The 21,759-nt window shown below is 54.3% G+C and carries 17 protein-coding genes; 8 read left to right on the top strand and 9 right to left on the bottom strand.

Features of this window, described 5'->3' with window-relative positions; translation table 11 throughout:
- Positions 1–216 precede the first annotated feature (216 nt).
- Together pgl and JX360_RS09585 are read right to left on the bottom strand one after the other, a co-directional pair.
- Positions 217–960, bottom strand: a complete 744-nt coding sequence (gene pgl / locus JX360_RS09590) for a 6-phosphogluconolactonase (RefSeq protein WP_279611402.1) — start codon at positions 958–960, stop codon at positions 217–219.
- Positions 961–1,076: 116 nt separating this feature from the next.
- Entirely contained in the window at positions 1,077–2,084 is a 1,008-nt protein-coding gene (locus JX360_RS09585) for a phosphoribulokinase (RefSeq protein ID WP_244350438.1), read from the bottom strand.
- Between the two features lie 340 nt (positions 2,085–2,424).
- Here JX360_RS09585 and JX360_RS09580 point away from each other — a divergent pair, with 340 nt between their 5' ends.
- Positions 2,425–3,315: a ferredoxin reductase domain-containing protein gene (locus tag JX360_RS09580; RefSeq protein ID WP_244350437.1), complete on the top strand. Its 891-nt coding sequence runs from the start codon at positions 2,425–2,427 to the stop codon at positions 3,313–3,315.
- A gap of 244 nt (positions 3,316–3,559) precedes the next feature.
- Positions 3,560–6,160: a leucine--tRNA ligase gene (leuS, locus tag JX360_RS09575; RefSeq protein WP_244350436.1), complete on the top strand. Its 2,601-nt coding sequence runs from the start codon at positions 3,560–3,562 to the stop codon at positions 6,158–6,160.
- 93 nt (positions 6,161–6,253) lie between these two features.
- Here the strand turns inward: leuS and JX360_RS09570 are convergent, their stop codons facing one another.
- Both JX360_RS09570 and JX360_RS09565 read right to left on the bottom strand, forming a co-directional pair.
- A complete protein-coding gene (locus tag JX360_RS09570) occupies positions 6,254–7,342 on the bottom strand; it encodes an ABC transporter substrate-binding protein (protein ID WP_244350435.1) in 1,089 nt (362 codons plus the stop codon).
- 176 nt (positions 7,343–7,518) lie between these two features.
- Positions 7,519–7,827 carry a CorA family divalent cation transporter gene (locus JX360_RS09565; RefSeq protein ID WP_244350434.1) on the bottom strand — a complete coding sequence of 103 codons (309 nt, stop codon included), beginning with the start codon at positions 7,825–7,827 and terminating at the stop codon, positions 7,519–7,521.
- Between the two features lie 35 nt (positions 7,828–7,862).
- Here JX360_RS09565 and argS point away from each other — a divergent pair, with 35 nt between their 5' ends.
- Positions 7,863–9,659: an arginine--tRNA ligase gene (gene argS, locus JX360_RS09560; RefSeq protein ID WP_244350433.1), complete on the top strand. Its 1,797-nt coding sequence runs from the start codon at positions 7,863–7,865 to the stop codon at positions 9,657–9,659.
- 20 nt (positions 9,660–9,679) lie between these two features.
- Here argS and JX360_RS09555 read toward each other — a convergent pair whose 3' ends face one another.
- Positions 9,680–11,428 (bottom strand): NAD-binding protein, encoded by a 1,749-nt coding sequence (locus JX360_RS09555; RefSeq protein WP_244350432.1) that lies wholly within the window; start codon positions 11,426–11,428, stop codon positions 9,680–9,682.
- Positions 11,429–11,688: 260 nt separating this feature from the next.
- Here JX360_RS09555 and JX360_RS09550 point away from each other — a divergent pair, with 260 nt between their 5' ends.
- On the top strand, positions 11,689–12,069 hold the full coding sequence (locus JX360_RS09550) for a Rid family hydrolase (protein ID WP_244350431.1): 381 nt from the start codon (positions 11,689–11,691) through the stop codon (positions 12,067–12,069).
- A 37-nt stretch (positions 12,070–12,106) separates the two neighbouring features.
- Positions 12,107–12,817 carry an isochorismatase family protein gene (locus tag JX360_RS09545; RefSeq protein WP_244350430.1) on the top strand — a complete coding sequence of 237 codons (711 nt, stop codon included), beginning with the start codon at positions 12,107–12,109 and terminating at the stop codon, positions 12,815–12,817.
- 46 nt (positions 12,818–12,863) lie between these two features.
- On the opposite strand, the gene JX360_RS09540 is transcribed toward JX360_RS09545, so the two are convergent.
- The 3 genes from JX360_RS09540 to JX360_RS09530 form a co-directional block, all read right to left on the bottom strand.
- A complete protein-coding gene (locus JX360_RS09540; RefSeq protein ID WP_244350429.1) occupies positions 12,864–14,072 on the bottom strand; it encodes a YeeE/YedE family protein in 1,209 nt (402 codons plus the stop codon).
- A 115-nt stretch (positions 14,073–14,187) separates the two neighbouring features.
- A complete protein-coding gene (locus JX360_RS09535; RefSeq protein WP_244350428.1) occupies positions 14,188–14,478 on the bottom strand; it encodes a hypothetical protein in 291 nt (96 codons plus the stop codon).
- Between the two features lie 140 nt (positions 14,479–14,618).
- Entirely contained in the window at positions 14,619–15,608 is a 990-nt protein-coding gene (locus JX360_RS09530) for a sulfurtransferase (RefSeq protein ID WP_244350427.1), read from the bottom strand.
- Positions 15,609–16,016: 408 nt separating this feature from the next.
- Here JX360_RS09530 and JX360_RS09525 point away from each other — a divergent pair, with 408 nt between their 5' ends.
- On the top strand, positions 16,017–16,430 hold the full coding sequence (locus JX360_RS09525) for a VOC family protein (protein WP_244350464.1): 414 nt from the start codon (positions 16,017–16,019) through the stop codon (positions 16,428–16,430).
- On the opposite strand, the gene JX360_RS09520 is transcribed toward JX360_RS09525, so the two are convergent.
- Positions 16,405–16,980, bottom strand: coding sequence for an SAM-dependent methyltransferase (locus tag JX360_RS09520; RefSeq protein ID WP_244350426.1), 576 nt, complete (start codon positions 16,978–16,980; stop codon positions 16,405–16,407). The two genes, JX360_RS09525 and JX360_RS09520, sit on opposite strands and share 26 nt — an antisense overlap.
- A 190-nt stretch (positions 16,981–17,170) precedes the next feature.
- Between JX360_RS09520 and JX360_RS09515 the strand changes: the two genes are divergently transcribed.
- Positions 17,171–17,812, top strand: coding sequence for an ABC transporter permease (locus JX360_RS09515; protein WP_244350425.1), 642 nt, complete (start codon positions 17,171–17,173; stop codon positions 17,810–17,812).
- A gap of 34 nt (positions 17,813–17,846) precedes the next feature.
- Positions 17,847–21,755: a GAF domain-containing protein gene (locus JX360_RS09510; protein WP_244350424.1), complete on the top strand. Its 3,909-nt coding sequence runs from the start codon at positions 17,847–17,849 to the stop codon at positions 21,753–21,755.
- The last annotated feature ends 4 nt before the right edge of the window (positions 21,756–21,759 follow it).

Below are 21,759 nucleotides of genomic sequence, written 5' to 3'. Positions count from 1 at the left end.
TGATTGGATCCCGACTCATCCAAAAAGCTGGGGCGGGATCCCTTTCTTCCGTAAAATCATTTACCCTTTACTCGGCCAAACCCCTGGTGGATAAAGAACAAGCCCCTCAAGAGAAATCCCCTTCTTCCTCATCTGGCTCCATTCCAAAGAGCTAGCCCCTCCCGAAGTCAGCCAGATTCCAGTCGATGGGATAAACAAGCCGAGTTGGTTGTCCTCTCAAGCCTTCCTCAAAGCCATTTGCAGGGGCAGTTGGGCCGCTGCCGCCGCATCCAACAACCACAGCAAGCGTCCTCTAGGATTCACGCCCTGGCAGGGCAAATGAGCCTCGGTGGTTAGCACCTCTTTCAAGATCGGGGCTTTGTTGGCTCCCGTGACCAAAAACACCACCTGTGTCGCTTGGTTGAGAACAGGGTAGGTCAAGGTCAAACGCGGCTCCCCATCTTTTTGACCCACCGTGACCCAGCGATCCTGCACCTGGAGAGCCTCTGTGCCCGGAAACAATGAGGCCGTATGGCCATCTTCCCCAATGCCTAGCAGAACCAAGTCCAGCTGCGGCCAATCTCCGCTGGATTCCTGACGGAATACCTGCTTGAGTTGAGCCTCGTACTGGCTGGCATCCTGGGCCGGATCCCCCGCCTGAGTGGGCATAGGCAACACTTGCTCTGCCGGGATCCCCACCCGTTCCAACAGGGCCTGCCGCACCATGCGGTAATTGCTATCCGGGTGATCCGGGGGAACGTAGCGCTCATCCCCCCAAATCAGCCAAATGTTCTGCCAAGGGATCCCGTCGGTTTCCGCCAAGGCGGCATACAGCTTCTTGGGGGTGCTTCCTCCCGCCAAGGCCACCATAAAACGACCCCGCTCTTGGATCGCTGTGGCCGCGAGCTGCTGCCAGATCTGGATGGCTCGCTGAATAAACGCGGATCCCTCTGGGAAGATCTCCAACTGGAACCCCTGCATAGCCCAACCCCTTGTCGTGGATCCCCGCCAGTGACCCTCCAGACTTTTTGGGGGACAACCCACCGACCCGCACCAATGTACCTGTAGAAGTCCCTGGGAGGAGAGAGGAATGAGAACTAGGAAGCCACCGCCAGCTCTTTCTCTTCCGCCCGAATTTTCTCATAGACCGAGCGCAGCTTCAGACCCACCAACACCTGAATCAATCCAGAGCCATTACGGGATCCCGGATATTCCGGGTGTTTGCGCAGCAGCTCCGTCAGCTCACCGTAGTAGTGGGTAGAAAGATTACTCAAATGATTCTCGATGTAGACCACTTCCTCCAGTTTGTCGAAGGTACCGTCGATCTCCAAAATCGAAACGGGATGGTCGAAATAGCTAGAAGGACCGTAGTGGAGTCGAATGCCAGGATAAGAGCAGGTCAGCTTCTTGCCGCAAGGGATCCAGTCGATCGTAGAGCCTTCGTCAAACAAATAGGCATGGTCAAAGTAGTTCACCCCTTCCCGTTGGATCAGCCGTACCCGCAATACCTTGTGCTCTGGATCTAGCTCCGGCAGCAGCTTAGTTGGCAAAACTTCGATCACCACATCGGCATACTGCTTCTGCACATCGATATAAGCTTCAAAATCGGGACGACGCGCCTCAATCGAGCGCAACACATCCTCGTAGGTGTGGCCCCGTTCCGCCATATCCCGTTGCACTTTCCAGGCCACTTTAATTTCAGGGGCCAAATCCAAATACACCTTGAAGTCCAGCAGCTCCCGTACCCGCTCATCGTACAGAGGGTGCAAACCTTCCAGCACGATGATGTGATTCGGCTCCACCAACTCCGGCGGGTCAATCAGGCCGGTCTCGTGGTTGTAAATCGGCTTCATCACGCTTTGGCCATTTTTCAGGGCCTTAGCCTGCTCGTACATCAGGTCGAAGTTGTTGGCGCGGGGATCCAGTGCCGTAATACCCTTCTCTTTGCGCTGATAGCGATCCAAGGAGTGGTAGTCGTCTAGACAGATTGTCGTAATCAGGTCCCGACCGAACAAATCCCCCAGCCGACGCAAAAACGTCGATTTACCGCAGCCAGAATCTCCGGCGACACCAATCATCACAACGCGATCAGGACTGCTTGCCATGAGAACTCCTTGGGGATGGGCAGGGCAAAAATGAGAAGAATCGCCAAAAAAGTTACGCTCTGTTACGGTTCTGCATGATACCAAACCAAGCCGTTACACCACAACCCACTTGCGGGCCAGAGGGGGAACTGCCCTAAGGAATAATTTAACAAAAAATGCATATTTTCTGCTGGCGGATTGGGTCAAGAGGGCTTTCTTCAGGATTCTCCCTCTCAGGATCGACAGATGGCGGCTGTCCTAGCCTCGTTCGTGCTGGCCTCTTTCAGATCCGTTGCGGCAAAGAGGCTGCTAAGGTGTTTGCTATGGAATTTCCTCCCAAAGCCAGGAGAAGATCGCAGTTATGGTTGCTAGCGCAGAAAAGCAAGAGATTGTTGTCAATCTGTACCGTCCCAACGCGCCCATGATCGGCCAATGTGTGGAGACCTACTCCATCGTGGGCGAAGGGGCACCCGGCTTGACCAAACATATCGTGCTGAGCTTGCCGGATCCCAGATACAAGTATCTCGAAGGCCAAAGCGTTGGCATTATCCCCCCTGGCGAAGATGCCAAAGGCAAACCCCACAAGCCTCGCCTCTACTCGATTGCCTCCACCCGATTTGGGGATGATGGCCAAGGGCGCACCGTTTCTCTGAGTGTAAAGCGGGCCGAGCATGTGGACAAAGACACCGGGGAACCCGGAGTTGGCGTCTGTTCTGGCTTCCTCACCGATCTGAAAGCGGGCGACGAAGTAATGATCACAGGGCCTTCCGGGAAAACGTTCCTGTTGCCCGAAGATGAGACTGCCAACCTAATCCTGATCGCCACTGGTACAGGTATTGCCCCTTTCCGCGCCTTTATCAAGCACCTGTTTGAGGAGGATCCCAACTACCAGGGCAACATTTGGTTGTTCTTCGGGGTACCCACCAGCTCCACTCTGCTCTACCAAGGGGATCTAGAAGCCTGGAAAGCTCAATATGGGGATCGCTTCCGGGTGGATTACGCCATTAGCCGCGAGCAGCAAACCGCCGATGGCAAAAAGATGTACGTGCAGAACCGCATGGCGGAATATGGGTCGGAGCTGTGGGAGATGCTGCAAAAGCCCAATACCTACACCTACATCTGTGGCCTCAAGGGCATGGAAGACGGTATCAATAGCTTCATGGCCCCTCTGGCAGAACAAGCCGGGCAGGACTGGAGCAAGTTCCAGAAGGAGCTGAAGAGAGCGGATAGATGGCACGAGGAGACTTATTAATAGACCTGTTGATCTTGCTTGATCTTGACTCAGGGATCCTCCTTTGATTGTTAACCCTTAATGTTGTGCCTTAGCTCCCTCATTTTGGGGGAGTTTTTTGGGCTTAAAGCTCTTGTCCATGGGGAAGCTGGATGGGCATTGAGGTGAGCCTGAGAATCCCCGCAAGGGCCGGGTGCAACCGTTACAATGCTTCTATCCCCTGCAGTAGGGATCCGGAGAGCCTTTTTCCACAGGAGTATTGAAAGTGGACGCGCGATACAACCCCCAAGCCATTGAAAGCAAGTGGCAAGCCTATTGGCGTGAAACGGGTCTGGATCGCACCCCAGAGCTGCAAGAGGGGATGCGCAAATTCTATGCCCTGTCGATGTTCCCTTACCCCAGCGGCAAGTTGCACATGGGGCATGTGCGCAACTATTCCATCACCGATGTGATCGCCCGCCACAAACGGATGCAGGGCTATGCGGTGTTGCACCCGATGGGGTGGGATGCCTTTGGGCTGCCCGCCGAAAATGCCGCCATCGACCGCGGGATCCCGCCCGCTAAGTGGACCTACGAGAATATTGCCCAGATGCGGGATCAGTTGCAGCGCCTCGGCCTCTCCTATGACTGGGAGCGCGAAGTCACCAGTTGCTCCCCCGACTATTACAAGTGGACGCAGTGGATCTTCTTGCAATTTTTGGCCGCCGGTCTGGCCTACCAAAAAGAAGCAGCGGTGAACTGGGATCCTGTTGATCAAACCGTGCTGGCCAACGAGCAAGTGGACGCCGAGGGCCGCTCCTGGCGTTCCGGGGCTCTGGTGGAAAAGCGGATGTTGAAGCAATGGTTTTTCAAAATCACCGACTACGCCGATCAGCTCTTGGCCGACTTAGAGAAGCTCTCCGGCTGGCCGGAGCGGGTGCGCACCATGCAGGAGAACTGGATCGGCCAGTCCGTTGGAGCCAAGGTGATTTTCAAAACCGAAGCAGGGGACGAGCTGCCCGTTTTCACCACCCGGCCCGACACCCTTTGGGGGGCCACCTTCATGGTGTTGTCGCCGGAGCATCCCCTGGTGGAGAGCCTCACGACCCCCGAGCAAGCCGCGGCTGTCCAAGCCTACCAAGCTCAAGCTGCCGCCAGAAGTGAGATCGATCGCACCGCCGAAGACCGGGAAAAAACCGGGGTGTGGACGGGATCCTATGCCATCAATCCGGTCAACCAAGAGCGGATCCCCATCTGGATTGCGGACTATGTGTTGATGGGCTATGGCACCGGCGCAATCATGGCTGTCCCCGCCCACGACCAACGGGACTTCGACTTTGCCCGCAAATTTGGTATCCCCATCAAGCTGGTGGTGCAGCCGCCGGATGGTTCGCTGACCTCAGCCGAGGATTTGGAAACCGCCTGGCCGGGGGAAGGGGTGATGATCCACTCCGGCCCTCTCAACGGGATCCCTGCCGGGAAAGGCCCCGGCCAAAGCGTGGAAAAAGCCATTGCTTGGTTGGAGGAGCAGGGTCTAGGAGAAAAGCAGATCAACTACCGCCTGCGGGACTGGCTAATCTCACGGCAACGCTACTGGGGTTGCCCGATCCCGGTGATTCACTGCCCGGAGTGCGGCATTGTACCCGTGCCAGAGGAGGATCTGCCAGTGCTTTTGCCGGAAGATGTCGAGTTGAGCGGTCGCGGTGGATCCCCCTTGGCCCAGATGGAGGAGTGGGTCAAAGTGAAGTGCCCCACCTGTGGTGGGGATGCCCGCCGGGAAACCGACACGATGGATACCTTCATTTGCTCCTCCTGGTATTTCCTCCGCTTCAGTGATGCCCGCAATGACCAGGCCATCTTCCGCAAGGACCAGGTGAATGGCTGGCTGCCCGTCGATCAATATGTGGGCGGCATTGAACACGCCATCTTGCACTTGCTCTACTCCCGCTTTTTCACCAAAGTGTTGCGGGATCGGGGGCTGCTGGATTTTGATGAGCCCTTCTCCCGCCTGCTCACCCAGGGCATGGTGCAGGGCCTCACCTATTTCAACCCCAACAAGGGGGGCAAAGACAAATGGATCCCTGCTGCCCTGGTGAAGGATCCCGAGGATCCCAGGGATCCGGAAACGGGTGAACCCTTGGAAGTCATCTACGCCACCATGTCCAAATCCAAGGGCAATGGGGTGGATCCCGAGGATGTGCTGGCCCACTACGGCGCCGATACCGCCCGCATGTTCATCCTATTCAAGGCTCCGCCCGAGAAAGATTTGGAATGGGATGATGCAGATGTGGAGGGTCAGTTTCGCTTTCTCAACCGCGTCTGGCGAATCGTTCATGACTTTGTGGAACAGCCCAACTTCCGGGATTTGCTCCAAGCTGAGATTACCCCCACCACCCTAAACAAACTGGAAAAAGATCTACGCCGCGCCGTACACACCGCCATCAAAGAAATTAGTGAGGATATTGAGGAGGGCTATCAGTTCAACACCGCCATTTCTGAGCTGATGAAGCTGAGCAATGCCCTCAATGAGGCAACCATTTTGGACTCACCGGTGTATGCCGACGGGATCCGCACCCTCGTTTTGTTGATGGCCCCCTTTGCCCCTCACATTGCCGAGGAATTGTGGCAGCAGCTAGGCGGTACGGACTCGGTGCACAAACAAACCTGGCCCAGTTACGATCCGGCGGCCTTGATCGCCGATACGGTCACAATTGTGATTCAGGTGAATGGCAAATTGCGCGGCAGTTTTGAAGCCCCTTCAGAGGTGACCCAAGAGGAACAGGAGAAGCTAGCTCTGACATCAGAAGTTGCCCAGAAATACTTGGATGGAGCGATGCCCAAAAAGGTGATCGTGGTACCCAAAAAATTGGTCAACTTTGTGGTTTAGTGATCTGGCAAAGCATCTACCTCAAGTTGGTAAAGATTGAGGTAGATGCTAACCTGACAACCCATTTGCATCAAATGTGAAATCGACTTGAAATCAGCTGATCATCCGTTCTGATTTTGGCGGCAACAGGCTACCATCAAACACCTGCTCAAGAGAGGGCTTAGTGGGCAAACCAAACCCATCCACCACTTGGGCAATGGAGGATTCCATACGAGAGGGCACCACATCTCCTAGACCAATTTCCCGCACTTCATCGGTTACGAACAATCGGGGCATCGCCAGGGTGAGGCGCAATTTCTCGATGGTGGTATCCAGTACCTGCCCATCGGCCTTGGCTTTATCCAAAAGGGCAAACATATTACGGTCGGTGTCGCGGATGGTATCTTGCCAGCCCTTCACATACCCATTCAAGAAGCCTTTCAGTTCTTCGGGTTTCTCCTGTAGCAATTCAACCCGAGTGATGATGGCATTTCCATACAAATCGAGGCCATAGTCATTGTAGAAGAAGGGAGTAATATCATTTAGGCTGACACCGCCCCGCACAAGATTGGGCATGGCCGAGGTCATAAAGCCGCTGATGGCATCCACCCGACCTTGAATGAGGAACGGCTCCCGCAGTTGTGGCTCCATGGTCAGCCATTCCACCGAGCCCGGATCAATGCCAACTTGCCTGGCAAACACAGGCCAGAGACGCCGCGGCGCATCCCCCGCCGGAGCTCCCAACCTCTTGCCGACGAGTTGGCTAGGTTCTGTAATACCCCTGCCTTCTAGCGTGTAGATGCCGAAGGGAGAGCGGTTGAAATGGACGTAAATGGCCACCAAAGGCACATCGGGGTTCTTGGCATTGAACTCGATCATGGAGTAGGGATCCCCCTCTCCCAAATCGTATTGACCTGCCGCAATCTTGGTGATGGAATCGGCAGACCCAAAGCCACGCTCGTAGGTTACCTCAACACCGTTATCGGCAAAGTACCCCTTCGTGATCGCAGTGACGAGGGGAGTGTCCATGGAGGAGGGCAGCCACGAGAGGGTGTACTTTAGCGGGGCCAGTCCTTGGGAAACAAGAACAGGGCCTCGGCTCTGGGCCTTAGCTTGTAAGCCGTACCCTCCAGCAGCAATAAGAGAGGCAGCCGCAGCAGCAGATTGAATGAATTGGCGACGCGACGATTTCGGGATTGACATATCGGTAAGCTCCACAGTACCTAGCTCAGGAGGGATCCGCACCGGAAATGCGGCAAAAAATGAGTCAACGATAACAAACAGTAAACTTAGCAGGGTGCAGCCAGACTTTTGTATTCAGGGATACCTTTGTGCAGTGAGAGAATGATCCTTCCTTGCAAGCCAGGGGATCCGATCCTTTAGGTTGAGGGATCCCGCTTGGGGGCAGAGAAATTTTCAAACCAGCCCTTACGCCAGAACCAGAAGATCTGTAGTCCACCCATGCAGACCATGGCCAGTAGGCAAAGTGGGTATCCCCAGTAGGCATCTAGCTCCGGCATATTCAAGGGGGAGCGCTCAGGGTTAAAGTTCATGCCGTAGACCCCAGCCACAAAAGTGAGGGGAATAAAAACGGAGGACACTACTGTCATGAGCGAAAATAGGCTGGAACGAATGGAAGTCACCCTAACTGAGACGCTGATGGAAGTCCGCAGCATGCAGGCTGGCATCTTTTCTTCCTCCATCCCCTTTTAACTTGTTCACTATGGCAACTCAACCCCAGTCCACCTCTCTGATTCGGTTTCTCACTGCTGCGGTCTCAGAAGCCATTCAACGGGCGGCAGAAGCCGGCCAACTGGGATCCCTGACTTGCGACCAAACCGTCCAAATCACACCGGTGATTCAGATTCCCAACGATACCCGCTACGGCGACTATGCCTGTCCAACCGCCCTGGGCATGAAGAAGCTCTGTGGTATGGCTCCGGCCCAAATAGCCGATATCCTCTGTAAGCATCTTGATTTACCCCACATCGAAACCAGCGTGGCGGGAGCCGGGTTCATCAATTTCCGCCTTAGGGATCCCTTTTTGGCCGAGCGCTTACAGGAATTACTCACGCTGGGAGGAGAGTTTGGCAAAACCCCCGCACCTCACCCGGAGCGCATCCTGCTGGAGTTTGTCTCCGCGAATCCGACGGGGCCTTTGCATGTGGGCCATGGGCGCTGGGCAGCTGTGGGTTCTACGTTGGCCAATCTGCTGCGCTGGACAGGGCATCAGGTGGAGCGGGAATTTTATATCAACGATGCCGGCAACCAAATGCAGATCTTGGGTAAGTCCTTGGCGGTGCGGGTGAAACAACTCCAGGGAGAAGCGATCCCATTGCCCGATGATGCCTATCGGGGGACTTATCTGATCGATGTGGCGCAGCGGCTGCTAGATCAAGTGAAAGCCGGGATCCGCTCCCTACCCACCACCTTGGAGGAATATACCGATTTTGCCTATGGAGAAATGCTCACTTGGCAAAAAGAGACCCTGCGGCAACTGAAAACGGAATTTGAACAATGGTTTAGCGAGCGCCGCCTACATACCCCCGATCCCGAGACGGGCCTCAGTGCCATTCAACAATCCTTGCAAGAGCTGCAAGCGTATGGCTTTCTCTACAGGGCCAAAGCGCCCCGCGGTGAGGAGCCCAAACCCGATGCTGAAGAAGCCCTCTATTTCAAGACCCAAGAGTTTGGGGATGACAAAGATCGGGTCGTGCAAAAGGCGGATGGATCCGTAACCTATCTGGCGGCAGATATTGCTTATCACCGAGACAAAGTACGGCGGGGGTATCAACGACTGATCAACATCCTCGGCTCCGATCACCATGGATATGTGGGCCGCTTGAATGCGGCGGTGGGAGCTTTTAGCTTGGATGTTAAGTTGGAGATTTTAATCGGTCAATTTGTCAAGTTATTTAAGACGGATCCAGAAACAGGTGAGAAAACCGAAGTGCGCATGTCCAAGCGCACCGGCAACTTTGTCTCCTTAAATGATCTGATTGAGGATCCTGAGATTGGAGTGGGAGCAGATGCTACCCGCTGGTTTTTGCTCAGCAATAGCATGGATAGCCCGATCAATTTCGACTTGGACTTGGCTGTCAAACAAACTTTCGATAACCCAGTGGTGTACGTCCACTACAGCCATGCCCGTTGTTGTACCCTGTTGCGGCGATTACAAGAAGAAGAAAAAGTAGAACTGAGCGAGAAGGTATCTCTAACCGAGCAAGCACGACTTCCCTACAAAGAACCGGAAGAACGCACCCTGTTGCTGCGCCTGCTGGCTTTGCCGGATGAATTAATTGCCGCTGCCGAAGAACGTGCTCCCCATAAAATCATTCGCTACACAGAAGCGGTTGCTACCGATTTCAATAAGTTTTACGACAACTGCCGCATTTTGCCGCTGTTGCAGGAGGATCCCGTTTTGGCACAGGCCCGAATTCAGTTGGTTCAGGCCACTCGCCAAGTTTTGTTTAACTTGCTCACGGGCATTCTCGGATTAAGCGCCCCCGAGTCGATGTAAGTCTCTCGGATTGAAGACCGTCAAGCTTCAGCCAAACCCTCCATTTGACTGAAAAATTGGGGATCCCGTTCTCGATGCTGAGGATGGGTTGAGCTGGAGGTCGAGCGCCACAGATGATCCAACTGCGCTGCCGGGATCGTTAGGTAGAGCACATCCCCTTCTTGCAAAGCCGTGATCAGCAATTCCCAGCCATGAATATGGCCTGTGGCCCGTTCAATGTAAAGGGGCACCAGATCCACCGCTGCCGCGAGCTCTTTAATTTGCCGGCCCAAAAAGCTATGGTTGCGGGTGACCAATGTGCCCAAAGCTACCCAAAGCTGGTTACCCACCAAACCATTGCCCAAAATTTTGCCCCCCAAAGCTGCCGCTGCAAAGGTCGGTGCCACCAACTCCGCTGGGCTGAGAACCGCCTCGAACTCAAACACCTGCTGCACCTGCCGAGCAAAGTCTGGATCGTGAGTGCGCACCACCACTGGGATACGCGGTGCCAACCCCTTCGCTGCTAAAGCCACTTGCAGGTTCACGGTATCGTTACTGGTGACGGCGATCAGGGCTTCTGCCTGTTGAATATGGGCCGCACTGAGGGTATCCGACAAACTGGCATCGGCAATGAACACCGGGATCCGTTGCTCCCGCGCACTACTCAAAAAGCGACACTCACTATCCCGCTCGATCACCACCACCTCATAGCCGCTGGACTGCAACTGGCTGGCAATATTGATGCCAATCCCCCCCAGGCCACAGATGATGAAATGGCCCCGCTGAGGCGCCCGCGCCACATCCCACACCTGCCGCAACCGGGATCCCAAGATGAAATCGTTGAGTAGGGCGTAGCAAATGCCGATAATGCCTGCCCCGACCAACATCATCACAGCTGTAAAGACTTTGATCCCCGCCGGAGCCGCTTCCGCTACTTCTTCTTTGCCCCCGGCTCCGGTGATCATCCCCACCGAAAAATACAAGGCATCCACAAACGAGGTATCCAGGTTCACCGCCAGATAGGTACAGGTAGCCAGGAAAATGGTGAGCAAGAGGGTCAGGGTCACCGCCAGGATCGGTTGGTCGTGGTGTTGCAGCCGTTGGATCCCTTTCCAGAGCTTGCGCAGGCGTTCTTGCCAGGGCCGACGACGAAACACCTGTGCGGGCTTATTGCCAACCAACAGCCGATCCCCCGGTTGCAAAACCCGTTCTTGAATCACCGCCGACACCAAATCGATGGGATCCCGAGTGGAGAGATAGTAGATTAGCATCCGCTCTCGGTTGTCCCAAAACTCGTTCATGCGTCGTCCACACCAGGGATGATCTGGCGTGATCACCTCCTCGTGAATCGGCCAGGTTTGGTCAAACAGTTGCAATTGCCCAATCGCTCGGCTCCCCAAGGCAGCAAAGGTGAAAATGGGGGCGGCCAAAGCGGCGACACTGAGGGTGAAATGATCCGGCAAAATCTGGTCCAGGTGTTCCCCCAGGTGGGCATCCAAAATGCGGTCAATAATGCGGATACGGGGGTTCAGGACTCGTGCCTGGGTGAGAATGGCCAAGTTTAGCGTGTGATCCGCCCCCGCTAGCACCAGTGTATGGGCCCGCTGAATACCGGCGGCAATCAAGGTTTCTGCCCGTCGCGGATCCCCAATTACGATATTACTCTCGCCTTCGATGGGCACATCGCTAATGCCTCGCACCAGGGATCCCTGTGCCCCCTGCTGCTGCAAAAGCCGAAAAATGTTCAAACCGGTGCGGCCCAATCCACACACAAGAATTAAGGGATTCATAAGCCGATATGCTGTGAAACCACCCGTAGCCCAGTCTGCTTCTGCCATGCCATGTGCTCTCTTGCCCTGCCAACGTCTTCTGGACGGATCCCATCGGTTATCTTCTGGGATGAGGTGGGTTCCTTCCGGTAGCAGGGATCACGATGAAACAAAGGTTAAAGGTGTTCTCCCTTTTTGATCAACGGCAGTTGTATCCCAGCCAACGGTAGAAGATCCCAAGCCCCGCTAAAGTGCGATCCTGTCGTGATTCGGGATCCCTTATGCCCAAGGTTGCCATTGCCCCAGCCGGTTATCCGGCCATTGCTCCCTATTCTCCGGGGGTGAAGGTGGGAAACACCCTCTATATCTCCGGTACCTTGGCTCTAGATCCGGAGGGCAAAACCGTGGGATCCGACATTAGCGCCCAAACTCGCCTGGTGATGGAGCTGATCAAAAGCGTGGTCACGGAAGCGGGTGGAACCATGGAGGACATCGCCTTTTGCAATATTTTCTTGACCGACTACGCCAACTATCCGGGCATGAACGCCGTCTATAAGGAGTATTTCCCAGGGGTATTGCCGGCCCGGTTCGTGGTGAAAGCAGACCTGGTGCGCCCGGATTTGCTGGTGGAAATTGCTGCTATTGCCCACATCGATGCCTGATCGATGCCCGATATGTGAACCCAGTTGGAGCTTTGCCATGCCCACCCCGATTGTGATCCCCAGCCGACCGGATCCCGTCACCTTCGACCTGGAAGAGACTGCCCTGATTGTGGTGGATATGCAAAATGCCTACGCCAGTAAGGGCGGCTATGTAGATATTTTGGGCAGTGACCTCAGCGAGGCTCCCGCAGTCATTGAGGTGATCCGTCGGGTATTGGCGGCTGTTCGCCCCCTGAAGCTACCGATCATCTTTACCCAAAATGGCTGGGATCCCCAACTTCAAGAGGCGGGCGGGCCGGGATCCCCCAATTGGTACAAATCCAACGCCCTGAAGCTGATGCGTCAGCAACCGCAATTGTCTGGGCAGCTATTGATTAAGGGCACCTGGGACTACGATTTTGTCGAAGCCCTAAGACCCCAACCTGGGGATATCATCCTCCAGAAAACTCGCTATAGCGCCTTTGCGGGCACCGACTTCGACATGCTGCTGCGGCAACGGGGGATCCGCAATCTGATCTTTACGGGTATTGCCACCAATGTCTGTGTGGAATCGACTCTGCGGGAGGCTTTTCACCGCGAGTACTTCTGCTTGCTGCTGTCGGACTCGACAACACAAGTGGGGCCACCCCTTCTCAAGGAGACGGCCTTGACCAATGTTGAGAAGTTTTTCGGCTGGGTATGCAGCAGTGAAGACTTTCTCAGTGCCCTGCGAGTTTCGCTGCCAGAAGCGGTGGGTATTCAGGGCTAGAGAGATATCCCCCTTGTCTGCTATGGATCCTGCCCTTAATCCAAGGTCACCCGGGCAAACGAAACCAAGGACGCAGCCGGATCCCGAGTAGGGTTCCCAATAGAGCAAAGCCGATCCACAACCAGCCGTGCCAACTGGTGGAGGCAATGCCACTGAAGTAAGCCCCTACATTACAGCCAAAAGCCATCCGCGCCCCAAAGCCCATCAGGATCCCGCCCAACAATGCACCGATAACCCCCAAGCGGGAGGGCGGTTTGCGCACCCCCATCCGTCCTGCCAAAGTGGCCGCCAAAGCGGAGCCGAGGATAATGCCCAGGTTCATCACAGACGTAATGTCTGCAAACACATTTTGTTGCAGAGCCTCAGCTGGAAATCCCTGACTCCAGAAGGTGGTTGAACGGGGATCCCAACCCAAAGCCTGGGCCAATTTCGCCGTCCAGAGGGTAAAACCCCAGGTCACGCCCCAGGGCCGACCGGCAATCCACAGGGTGAGGGTATTCAAAATTGCCAGCACCACACCGCCCACCACCAAAGGCCAGGGGCCGTAGATCCACTGTTGCCAGCGGGGTAACGAAGCCTCTAGGCTAAATTCTGCTTCGGGCAGGGATCCCGTTTCAGTAGTGGGCGCAGTTTGCCGTTTCCACTGCCAGAGAGCCCAAGCAATCCCTGCCAACAGCAGCAGTTGCACCCACAACCCCGGTAACCCCCAATCCCCCAAAAACGAGTGGGGCTGTAAACGAGGCCAACCGCTCCACCAGCCATCCAGCAAAGAAGCCCAAAAAGAGCCGAGACAAAAGCTAATTAAGGTAAAGAGCATCATGCTGCTGCCAGCCCCAATCGTGTAGAGGGTGCCACAGGCGCAGCCACTGCCCAACTGCATACCAACCCCAAATAGGAAAGCACCCACCGCTCCCTGTAACCCCACCGGAGCCACTGCCCCCTGGGCAGATCGGGTCAACAAAAAAGGCGCAAACAACAGCGAGGCCAGCGCCAACATCAGCAGCTGCGCCAAAACGCCCTGGATCTGTCCGCTCACAATCAGCTTGCGGTAAGAAGAAGCAAAACCAAAACTGGAGTGATAGAGGGTGAGGCCAAACAGACAGCCAATCGCAAAGAGACTGCCCTGTCGCCAGGTATAGAAAGAGGCTAAGCCCAAACTCAAAGCCACCATCACGCTCAGCAACAGCATCACACCGCGTCGCTGAGGCCGGGGCTGAGAAGAACGCTCTGGGGATCCCAGTTGTAGAGAAACCATGGTTGCCAACTTACATGCAAAAGAAATGCAAAAGGGGGGTACAGGATCAAAAAAGCGCCACCTGTTCTAGCTTCCTCGATACCTCTGAGAAGAGGCTGAGAAACCCAAAACCGGGTTAGCCGAATAGGTTACGCCAGAGTCGTTGCAGCCAATTGCCCTGCTCCTTGCGCGTCAGGGGGACAGAATCCCTGCTTTCAGAGGCCGAATCCTCGGAGAGGGAGGGAGCCTCCAAACCGGGATCCAGATCGCTGGGGTCAGGTGTGACGGTAGGGAGGGGGCGATACTCTTGGGTGCTGTAGTCGGGAATGTAGCTACAACTGGCTTGTGCCGGGATCCCCCAACCCAGGGTCAGTCCTAGTCCCAACAGGCCCACCCAAACCCATCTCGTCAGCGATTGTGTCCGCATTTCACCTCCGCTATCATCACAACCTTTCGAAGCAAAACCAAGCCGAAGGGATCCCCTCAGCTTGGCTGCATGACTGGATTCACTGGATTCAGCTTAGATCGTTGATTGTTTCGATCCATAAGCTCAGTGAGGCCAGTGCCCTAAGCCCCAGGCCCGGTTTCCACAGGCAAGCCGGACTGTTGATATTCCGTCCAGGATCCCTCATAAACCCGCACATTCGGGTAGCCGAGCTGATACTTCAGCACCGCGTATTGCAGAGTCGCTTCCCGTCCGGTGGAGCAGGTGACAATGATTTGGTCTTCTTTTTTCACGCCCCGTTCATCCAAAAGGGCTTGAATTTCCGCGAGTGGCTTGAGCTGGTGGAAGTTCTCTTCGCCGATGGTGAAGGTGGGCCAGGGAATGTTTTTAGCGCCGGGAATGTGGCCGTTGCGAGCCCAGATATCCACATCACCCGCAAACAAATCCGCCGGGCGCGGATCCACAAAGGTCACCCCTGCTTTGCCGATTAAATTTTTTACCTCTTCCAAGGTGACCCGCAGGGAGGGATCATCCTTCAGGGTAAAACGTCCCGGCTCGTAAGCAGGGAACTCCTTGGTCACCGGCAAGCCTGCCGCCTGATAGCCCTTAAAGCCACCATTCAACACCGCCGCCCCTGGGTGTCCAGCCCGTTCCAACAAGTAAGCCACCATTGTTGCCCCCAAGACATCATTGCCATCGGAGTAAATCAGCACCTGGCTATCGTCCGTCACCCCCACCTGCTGGAAAAGGCTTTGCAGTTTGTCATTGGGCCAATACTGCACTGGCAACTTGCCATCGGGGCCGCGGAAGGCGTTGTCGGGAATGTGAACCGCCCCGGGAATATGGCCACTGAAATAGGCGAAAGGTGCAATCCGCACATCCAAAATGCGCAGGTTGGCATCCTCGGCGTGAGCACTGACCCAGTCGGGGGAAACAAACTGGATCCCTACCCCGCTGGCGGCTTTGGCAGGTTGAGCAGGAGCATGAGTTAGAGACAGACCCAGCAGAGCCACAGGGAGAACCAAGAGTACCGCCTGAAGCTGGCGTAGGTGACGGGTCACCCAGGAGCGCACCGATCGCGTAGCGGTGCGCAGCATTGAAGAGAAAGACATCAGAACCAACCTCGCAAACGCATCACAGACAAACCAACAGACAGCAGAGCAAAGACCGAAAGGATAGCTGTTGCCCCAGTCCAGGGATCCCATACAGAGCCTCTGGAACGGGGGAGGGAACAGACCGAGATGAAGCCCAAGCAGATGGCCGAGCAGCAGGGATTCGGGCAGACATAGGCATTTGCATTTGAGCCTCTATTCTACGGTAAATCTGTCGGCTTTTAGAGTTTAGTGCTCGCAGTGTACATCGGTCTTGCGACGAAGGCAAGCTGCATGTAACAGAACTGCAACAGCATTGAGATGCGTTTCCAATTCACATTCAATTTTCGCCGAACAGTAGCCACCCGAGTCAGGTCATAGGTGGGCGAGCTATTGGGCTAGAATCGGGGCTCTGATACTCTCCTGGTGATGCGGATCCCTGCGGCTTTGACTAGCCTGGCCACCCCCGATTTGCCCCGCCTCTGTCACTTTTATCAGTCTTTGCTGGGGATCCCGCCGCAGGTTCAATTGCCCACGTCAGGGGATCCGGTCTATGTGGAGTTTCGGCTACCGGGATTGCGGTTGGGCCTGTATCGCAGTCATCATCCGGATTTTGTGGGCCAGGCGGGAGCTGTGAGTCTATGTTTGCAGGTGGAGGATCTCCAGGGATCCCTGTCGGAAATCCAAGCGCTGCTAGAAGACCATCGGATTGCTGTTTCTCCGATTCGGCAGGACTTTCACGGGCAGGAGGTGGATTTTGTGGATCCCGAGGGTAACCGCATTGTGTTGCACCAACCGTCCCCGGCCTTCTGGCAGGCTATGGATTGGGATCCCCAGGACTGAGTTGGGATTCAATCTGCCAAAGATAGATGGTGTAGGTGTTGATCACATCCGATACGGTGGTGGTGGCGGTCGGGATCCAATCCCCCATATCAAACGAATGGGTAACCAGACGAGCGCCAGCCTGTAATTCCGAGCGGAGTTTGTCTCGAATCAATAGGTTGGAGCGGGGCAGCAGATAACAACTCACCACGGTCGCTGGGGCTAGATCCAAGGTGAGCAGATCCTGTTGAAGAAAGTTCACCCGATCCTGTACCCCTGCTGCCTGGGCCTGTTGCTCAGCCTCGAGAATCCGCTCCGGGTCGATATCGACTCCTACCCCCCGCGTCCCGAACCGTTGGGCCGCCCGTATCAGCACCCGACCATCCCCACAGCCCAAGTCGTAGAGGGTATCTTCACTTCCCACCTGAGCCAGATCTAACATGGCATCAATGACCACCGGTAAAGTGCGCACATAGGGAGCCAAGCTAATGGTGGAGGAGTTGGGATCGGGGAAGGGATCCCTGCGGTTGGAGTTCTGCCCAACTTTAGGTTTGAAGCCACGGGGTGTCATAGAAAGTAACCCAATAACGTCTGTATCCCATCTGTATCTCAGCTTCACAGTTTTGAACATTTCAAGCTGCTTTTTAACTTTACTTCAAGTGCTATGCTAGGGCTGTTATCCTGGTCACACCCTTTGTTGGCCAGATAACGTAGATAACGAATGGATGCAATCTGGTGATCTTTCTTATTTTTAATGTCTTATGGCTCTTTTGAATCGCGCCCTCAGCTATGCCCAAAACAACAGCGAGATGCTGCTTCAGGCTCTTGTTCAACACCTACAATTGGTAGCCGTGCCTCTGGTCATTGGTCTGATTTTTGGGTTGCCTTTGGGCTTTTTCAGTTCTCGGTCACAGGCGTTTTCATTAGTGGTCATCAATGGCTTTAATGGCCTCAGAGTGATCCCTAGCTTAGCAATTTTATTTTTGGCGATCCCTTATTTTGGTCTTAGTTTTCGCTCTGCCGTGATTGCCCTAACCGCTTTGGTCATGCCCCCCATTTTGATCAGCACCGATGTTGCATTTCGGGGGATTGAGCCAGCCATTCGAGAAGCAGCTTTCGGGATGGGCATGACCTCTGGTCAAGTCTTGCGGCAAATTGAAATTCCTCTCGCATTACCCGTGGTCTTAGCTGGCATTAAAACCGCCACGATTGAGGTCATCGCCAGTGCCACCTTGGCCGCATTCATTGGTGCGGGGGGGTTAGGAACTTTTATCACATTAGGGTTTGCCCTCTACGATAACGCTATCCTTCTGGTGGGAGCGATCCCAGTGGCTCTGCTAGCCATTGTGGCGGAGGTGAGTCTTAGCTCTTTGCAACGCGCTTTGCAGCCCCCGCAAGCTTAATTTTTCTGCACCTGCTTGCTCGACTTGCCTAACGATGAAATTCTTACCTCAGCCTTCTGCTTCCGCCTCTAGACGCATTCCCTTACGGGCTGCCCTGCTGCTACCGATGCTGCTGGCGGTGGGCGTAGGTGTAGGCGGCGTGGGGTATCTTTCTTGGCGGTCTGGACGGCAAACAGCGCTACAACTGGCCCAACAGGTTAACCGTGCGGTCAATGACCGCATTGAAGACACCTTGAAGGGCTATTTGCGGGCACCGGTTCAAATCAATCACATGAATCGGGACGCAGTGCGCTGGGGACTTTTGCCTAATCTGCTCAGTCTAAGTTCTACCGATCTCCTTTTTTTAGAAGATTACTTCGCTCAACAACTACAGCGCTTTCCTGAAGTGGATTATCTCGGTTTTGTGTCCGCCGGTGGTGGCTTTGTCATGGCGCATCGCCTTCAGGATCAAACGATTTGGGTTTACCACACGGAAGGAGCTTTACCAGGGGAAGTGCGAGGGCGGGAATTGGATCCCAAAACTGGGGATCCCACCGGCAATACTCGCACGTTGGGCTTCTCAGATGTACGACAACAACCTTGGTTCGCTGAGATTGTCCAGACAGAGGGCATGGCTCGCAGTCAGGTTGTCAGTCGTTTTTTTTCTGAACCCCAGCTTTTAATTCTGACGGGGTTACCCTTAACCGGCGAAAACGGCACCCTGTACGGGAGTTTGGCTGCTGCTACTTCCGTTGACAATCTGCAAGCCCTTCTGGATACTCTGGATCAAAACAATCCTGGTACGAGTTTTTTATTGAATTCACGAGGGCAGGTGCTTGCGGACAATGGAGCCAGCTTGATTGCTGAACAGGAGGATCTAGAAAGCAGGCACCCGATTTTACAGGTGGTTATTCCAGTTCTTGAGAAGCAGTTTGGATCGTTGTCAGCGGTCACTTCTGAGGCGTTCTTCCGCTTACCTGTTCAGGGACAAACCCATTTAATTGAGGTGGAACCAATACCCGATGAATGGGGCCCAACCTTTTACTTGGTACGCGGGATCCCAGAATCAGACATTTTGGGAGAAGTCAACCGCTCTGCTCAACAGGCTGGACTGCTTGGGGGTGGGATCCTATTGGGCTTGTTGGGGATAGGCATGGGTTTAACCGAATGGCTCGCCCGCCCGATTCGCCGTCTCAAACAAACTGCCGAAGAATTTATCCCGGATGGATCCCATCCCTGGCCCCGGATGGATCCCGGCCCGATTCAGGAGGTGCAAACGCTCGCCTCTGCTTGGCAGCGGATGGCAACCGCCCACCAAGAGGTGCTGCATCGTTTACGGCAACAGCAACAGGAATATCAAAACGTCGTAGAACAGCAGTCGGAACTGATTTGCCGCTATGACCTCGATACCCGTCTTCGATTTTGTAATGAAGCCTATTTGCGCTTTTTTGGTTTGGAGCGGGATAAAGTACTGGGGAAGCCTTGGATCGATGCTCTACCCGAAGCAGAACGGGATCCCCTCTTAGCAGAATTGGCCGCCCTCAACCCCACCCAGCCCACCCGCACTACCGAACGCACCTATCTCAACTCAGAAGGGCAAAAGCGATACGTAAACTGGGTTGATCAGGGCATTTTTGACGAGCGGGGACAATTGGTAGAAATTCTTTCGGTTGGACGAGATATCACTGAAAAGAAAGTGGCGGATTTGGCTCTCCAAGAGAGCGAAGAACGCTTCCGCACTTTAATTGAAGATCTCAATGTCGGGGTTCTGCTGCAGGGCAGACAAGCCGAAATGCTGTTGTGCAACCCCAAAGCTCTGGAATTGTTGGACTTGACCGAGGAGCAATTGCTAGGACGTTCTTCTTTTGATCCCGAATGGAATGTGATTCATGAGGATGGATCACCCTTCCCGGGGCCGGAGCACCCTGTACCCAGAGCCATTGCTACCGGCCAACCGGTGCGGGATGTGGTGATGGGAGTCTATCGACCGCGTTTGCAGGATCGGGTCTGGTTGTTGGTGAATGCGGAGCCAAGGCTGGATGAACAGGGACAAGTCTGGCAAGTGATCTGCACGTTCACCGATATCACCCTGCGCATACAAGCGGAAGAAGCTCTGAAACGAGCCGAACAGACGCTGCGCCTACAGGCGGGCCGGGAACGTTTACTGAGTCGGATCACCGAGCGTATCCGCCGCTCTTTGGATCTGATGGAAATCTTGCAAACTACGGTCACAGAAGTACGACAGTTGTTGCAAGCAGATCGGGTGGTGATCTACCGCTTACAGTCCAATCATAGTGGCTACATTCAAGTGGAATCTGTCAGTCGGCCAGAGTTTTCAATTTTGAATCAAACAATTGCGGATCCCTGTTTAGCCCAACTGAATCGGGAGTCATTTGCTCGGAGGAAAGTGCGCTCTATTGCAGATATCGAAGATGCTCCAATCCAGCCTTGTCATGCCAATTTCCTCAGGAATATACAGGTACGTGCTAATTTGGTTGTGCCGATTTGGCAATCCAAAAGTCCGGATTTAGAAACTCATACTGAAGAAGACAAAGAATACCTTTGGGGCTTGTTAATTGCGCATCAGTGCCGGGGACTGCGTCAGTGGCAAGATTGGGAAAAATCGATCCTAATGCAGCTATCTGAACAACTGGCCATTGCCCTACAACAGGCTCAGCTCTACCAACAGGTACAAAACCTAAATAATGACTTGGAAGTACAGGTAGAACTGCGCACAGCCAAGTTACAACAGTCATTGCATTTTGAGGGGTTTTTACGCTCCATCAGCAACAAAGTTGTGGCTAGTTTAGATGAGGCAGAGATTCTTAACTCTATTGTTCAAGATATGATGGCAGCTCTAGATTTACTAGGTTGCGACATTGGCTTTTTCTCAGATGACTTTTCCACTTTCATCCCACGCTATGCATGTTCCCGTATTTCACCTTCTGTAGTTGGTCGAAGCTATCCTATTCGAGAAATAGGTGATTTCCTTTTAAATTCTCTGGGGCAAGGACAAGCGATTCAGTGCTGTTTCTACGACTCAATAGATAGTCTCTGGGTGACCCTCCTCAACTGTCCCATTTTGGATGAAGATGAGCTGCTAGGGGCATTGAATGTGGAACGCGCACCTGAGCAGATTTTTTCGGAGCAGGAAATTCAGTTGGTTCAGCAGGTAGCCAATTTGTGTGCTTTGGCGATTCGTCAGGCCCGTTTGTATGAGGCAGCTCAGGCCCAAGTGACGGAATTGGAACGACTCAATTTACTTAAGGATGACTTTATCAGCACCGTTTCTCACGAATTACGCACCCCCATGACCAATGTGCGCATGGCGCTCCGAATGATACAAATTGCCAACACCCCTGAGAAACGGCAGCACTATTTCACCACAGCTTTGCAAGAATGTGACCGACAGATTGCCTTGATCAATGACTTGCTGGATATGCAGCGGCTAGAAGTGGAAGGCTATTTGTTTAATCCAGAAGAGATCAACTTGGTTCGCTACCTGCCAGAACTGCTGAGCGGGATCCAACCTTTGGCCCAATTCAAAAACCAACACCTACAATTGCACATGACTGAAGGGATCCCTACCCTATGGGCTGACCCCAACAGTCTCAGCCGCGTTCTACGGGAACTTCTCCACAATGCGGTGAAATATACGGCCCCCGAAGGAGCAATTCACCTCCGCCTCACTTCCGACCAACAAGGGATCCTCTTTACCCTCAGCAATAGCACCGAGATCTCAAAAGCGGAGCTACCGCGAATTTTCGACAAGTTTTATCGGATCCCGCAATCGGATCGCTGGAAACATGGAGGCACGGGCTTGGGCTTAGCTCTGGTCAAAAAACTGGTGGTGGAAATGGGGGGAAACATCTCGGTCGCCAGCTTGGAGGGGTGGACTCACTTTCGTGTTTGGCTGCCCCTAAGCTTGCCAACAACAGCTACTCCCCTAACAACCAACCCCTAACTTC

This window comes from Thermostichus vulcanus str. 'Rupite' (genome assembly GCF_022848905.1).
GTDB lineage: Bacteria > Cyanobacteriota > Cyanobacteriia > Thermostichales > Thermostichaceae > Thermostichus > Thermostichus vulcanus_A.
The sequence above is the reverse complement of the archived record's forward strand: the minus strand, read 5'-3'. Positions and strand labels throughout refer to the sequence as shown.

What these genes read in the sequence shown, in the direction of transcription:
- JX360_RS09530 (WP_244350427.1), bottom strand. Translation starts at nt 15,608, where the DNA reads ATGTCTTTCTCTTCAATGCTGCGCACCGCTACGCGATCGGTGCGCTCC.
- JX360_RS09510 (WP_244350424.1), top strand. Translation starts at nt 17,847, where the DNA reads ATGAAATTCTTACCTCAGCCTTCTGCTTCCGCCTCTAGACGCATTCCC.
- JX360_RS09570 (WP_244350435.1), bottom strand. Translation starts at nt 7,342, where the DNA reads ATGTCAATCCCGAAATCGTCGCGTCGCCAATTCATTCAATCTGCTGCT.
- JX360_RS09540 (WP_244350429.1), bottom strand. Translation starts at nt 14,072, where the DNA reads ATGGTTTCTCTACAACTGGGATCCCCAGAGCGTTCTTCTCAGCCCCGG.
- pgl (WP_279611402.1), bottom strand. Translation starts at nt 960, where the DNA reads ATGCAGGGGTTCCAGTTGGAGATCTTCCCAGAGGGATCCGCGTTTATT.
- JX360_RS09580 (WP_244350437.1), top strand. Translation starts at nt 2,425, where the DNA reads ATGGTTGCTAGCGCAGAAAAGCAAGAGATTGTTGTCAATCTGTACCGT.
- JX360_RS09535 (WP_244350428.1), bottom strand. Translation starts at nt 14,478, where the DNA reads ATGCGGACACAATCGCTGACGAGATGGGTTTGGGTGGGCCTGTTGGGA.
- JX360_RS09585 (WP_244350438.1), bottom strand. Translation starts at nt 2,084, where the DNA reads ATGGCAAGCAGTCCTGATCGCGTTGTGATGATTGGTGTCGCCGGAGAT.
- JX360_RS09515 (WP_244350425.1), top strand. Translation starts at nt 17,171, where the DNA reads ATGGCTCTTTTGAATCGCGCCCTCAGCTATGCCCAAAACAACAGCGAG.
- JX360_RS09545 (WP_244350430.1), top strand. Translation starts at nt 12,107, where the DNA reads ATGCCCACCCCGATTGTGATCCCCAGCCGACCGGATCCCGTCACCTTC.
- argS (WP_244350433.1), top strand. Translation starts at nt 7,863, where the DNA reads ATGGCAACTCAACCCCAGTCCACCTCTCTGATTCGGTTTCTCACTGCT.
- JX360_RS09565 (WP_244350434.1), bottom strand. Translation starts at nt 7,827, where the DNA reads ATGCCAGCCTGCATGCTGCGGACTTCCATCAGCGTCTCAGTTAGGGTG.
- JX360_RS09550 (WP_244350431.1), top strand. Translation starts at nt 11,689, where the DNA reads ATGCCCAAGGTTGCCATTGCCCCAGCCGGTTATCCGGCCATTGCTCCC.
- JX360_RS09525 (WP_244350464.1), top strand. Translation starts at nt 16,017, where the DNA reads ATGCGGATCCCTGCGGCTTTGACTAGCCTGGCCACCCCCGATTTGCCC.
- JX360_RS09520 (WP_244350426.1), bottom strand. Translation starts at nt 16,980, where the DNA reads ATGACACCCCGTGGCTTCAAACCTAAAGTTGGGCAGAACTCCAACCGC.
- JX360_RS09555 (WP_244350432.1), bottom strand. Translation starts at nt 11,428, where the DNA reads ATGAATCCCTTAATTCTTGTGTGTGGATTGGGCCGCACCGGTTTGAAC.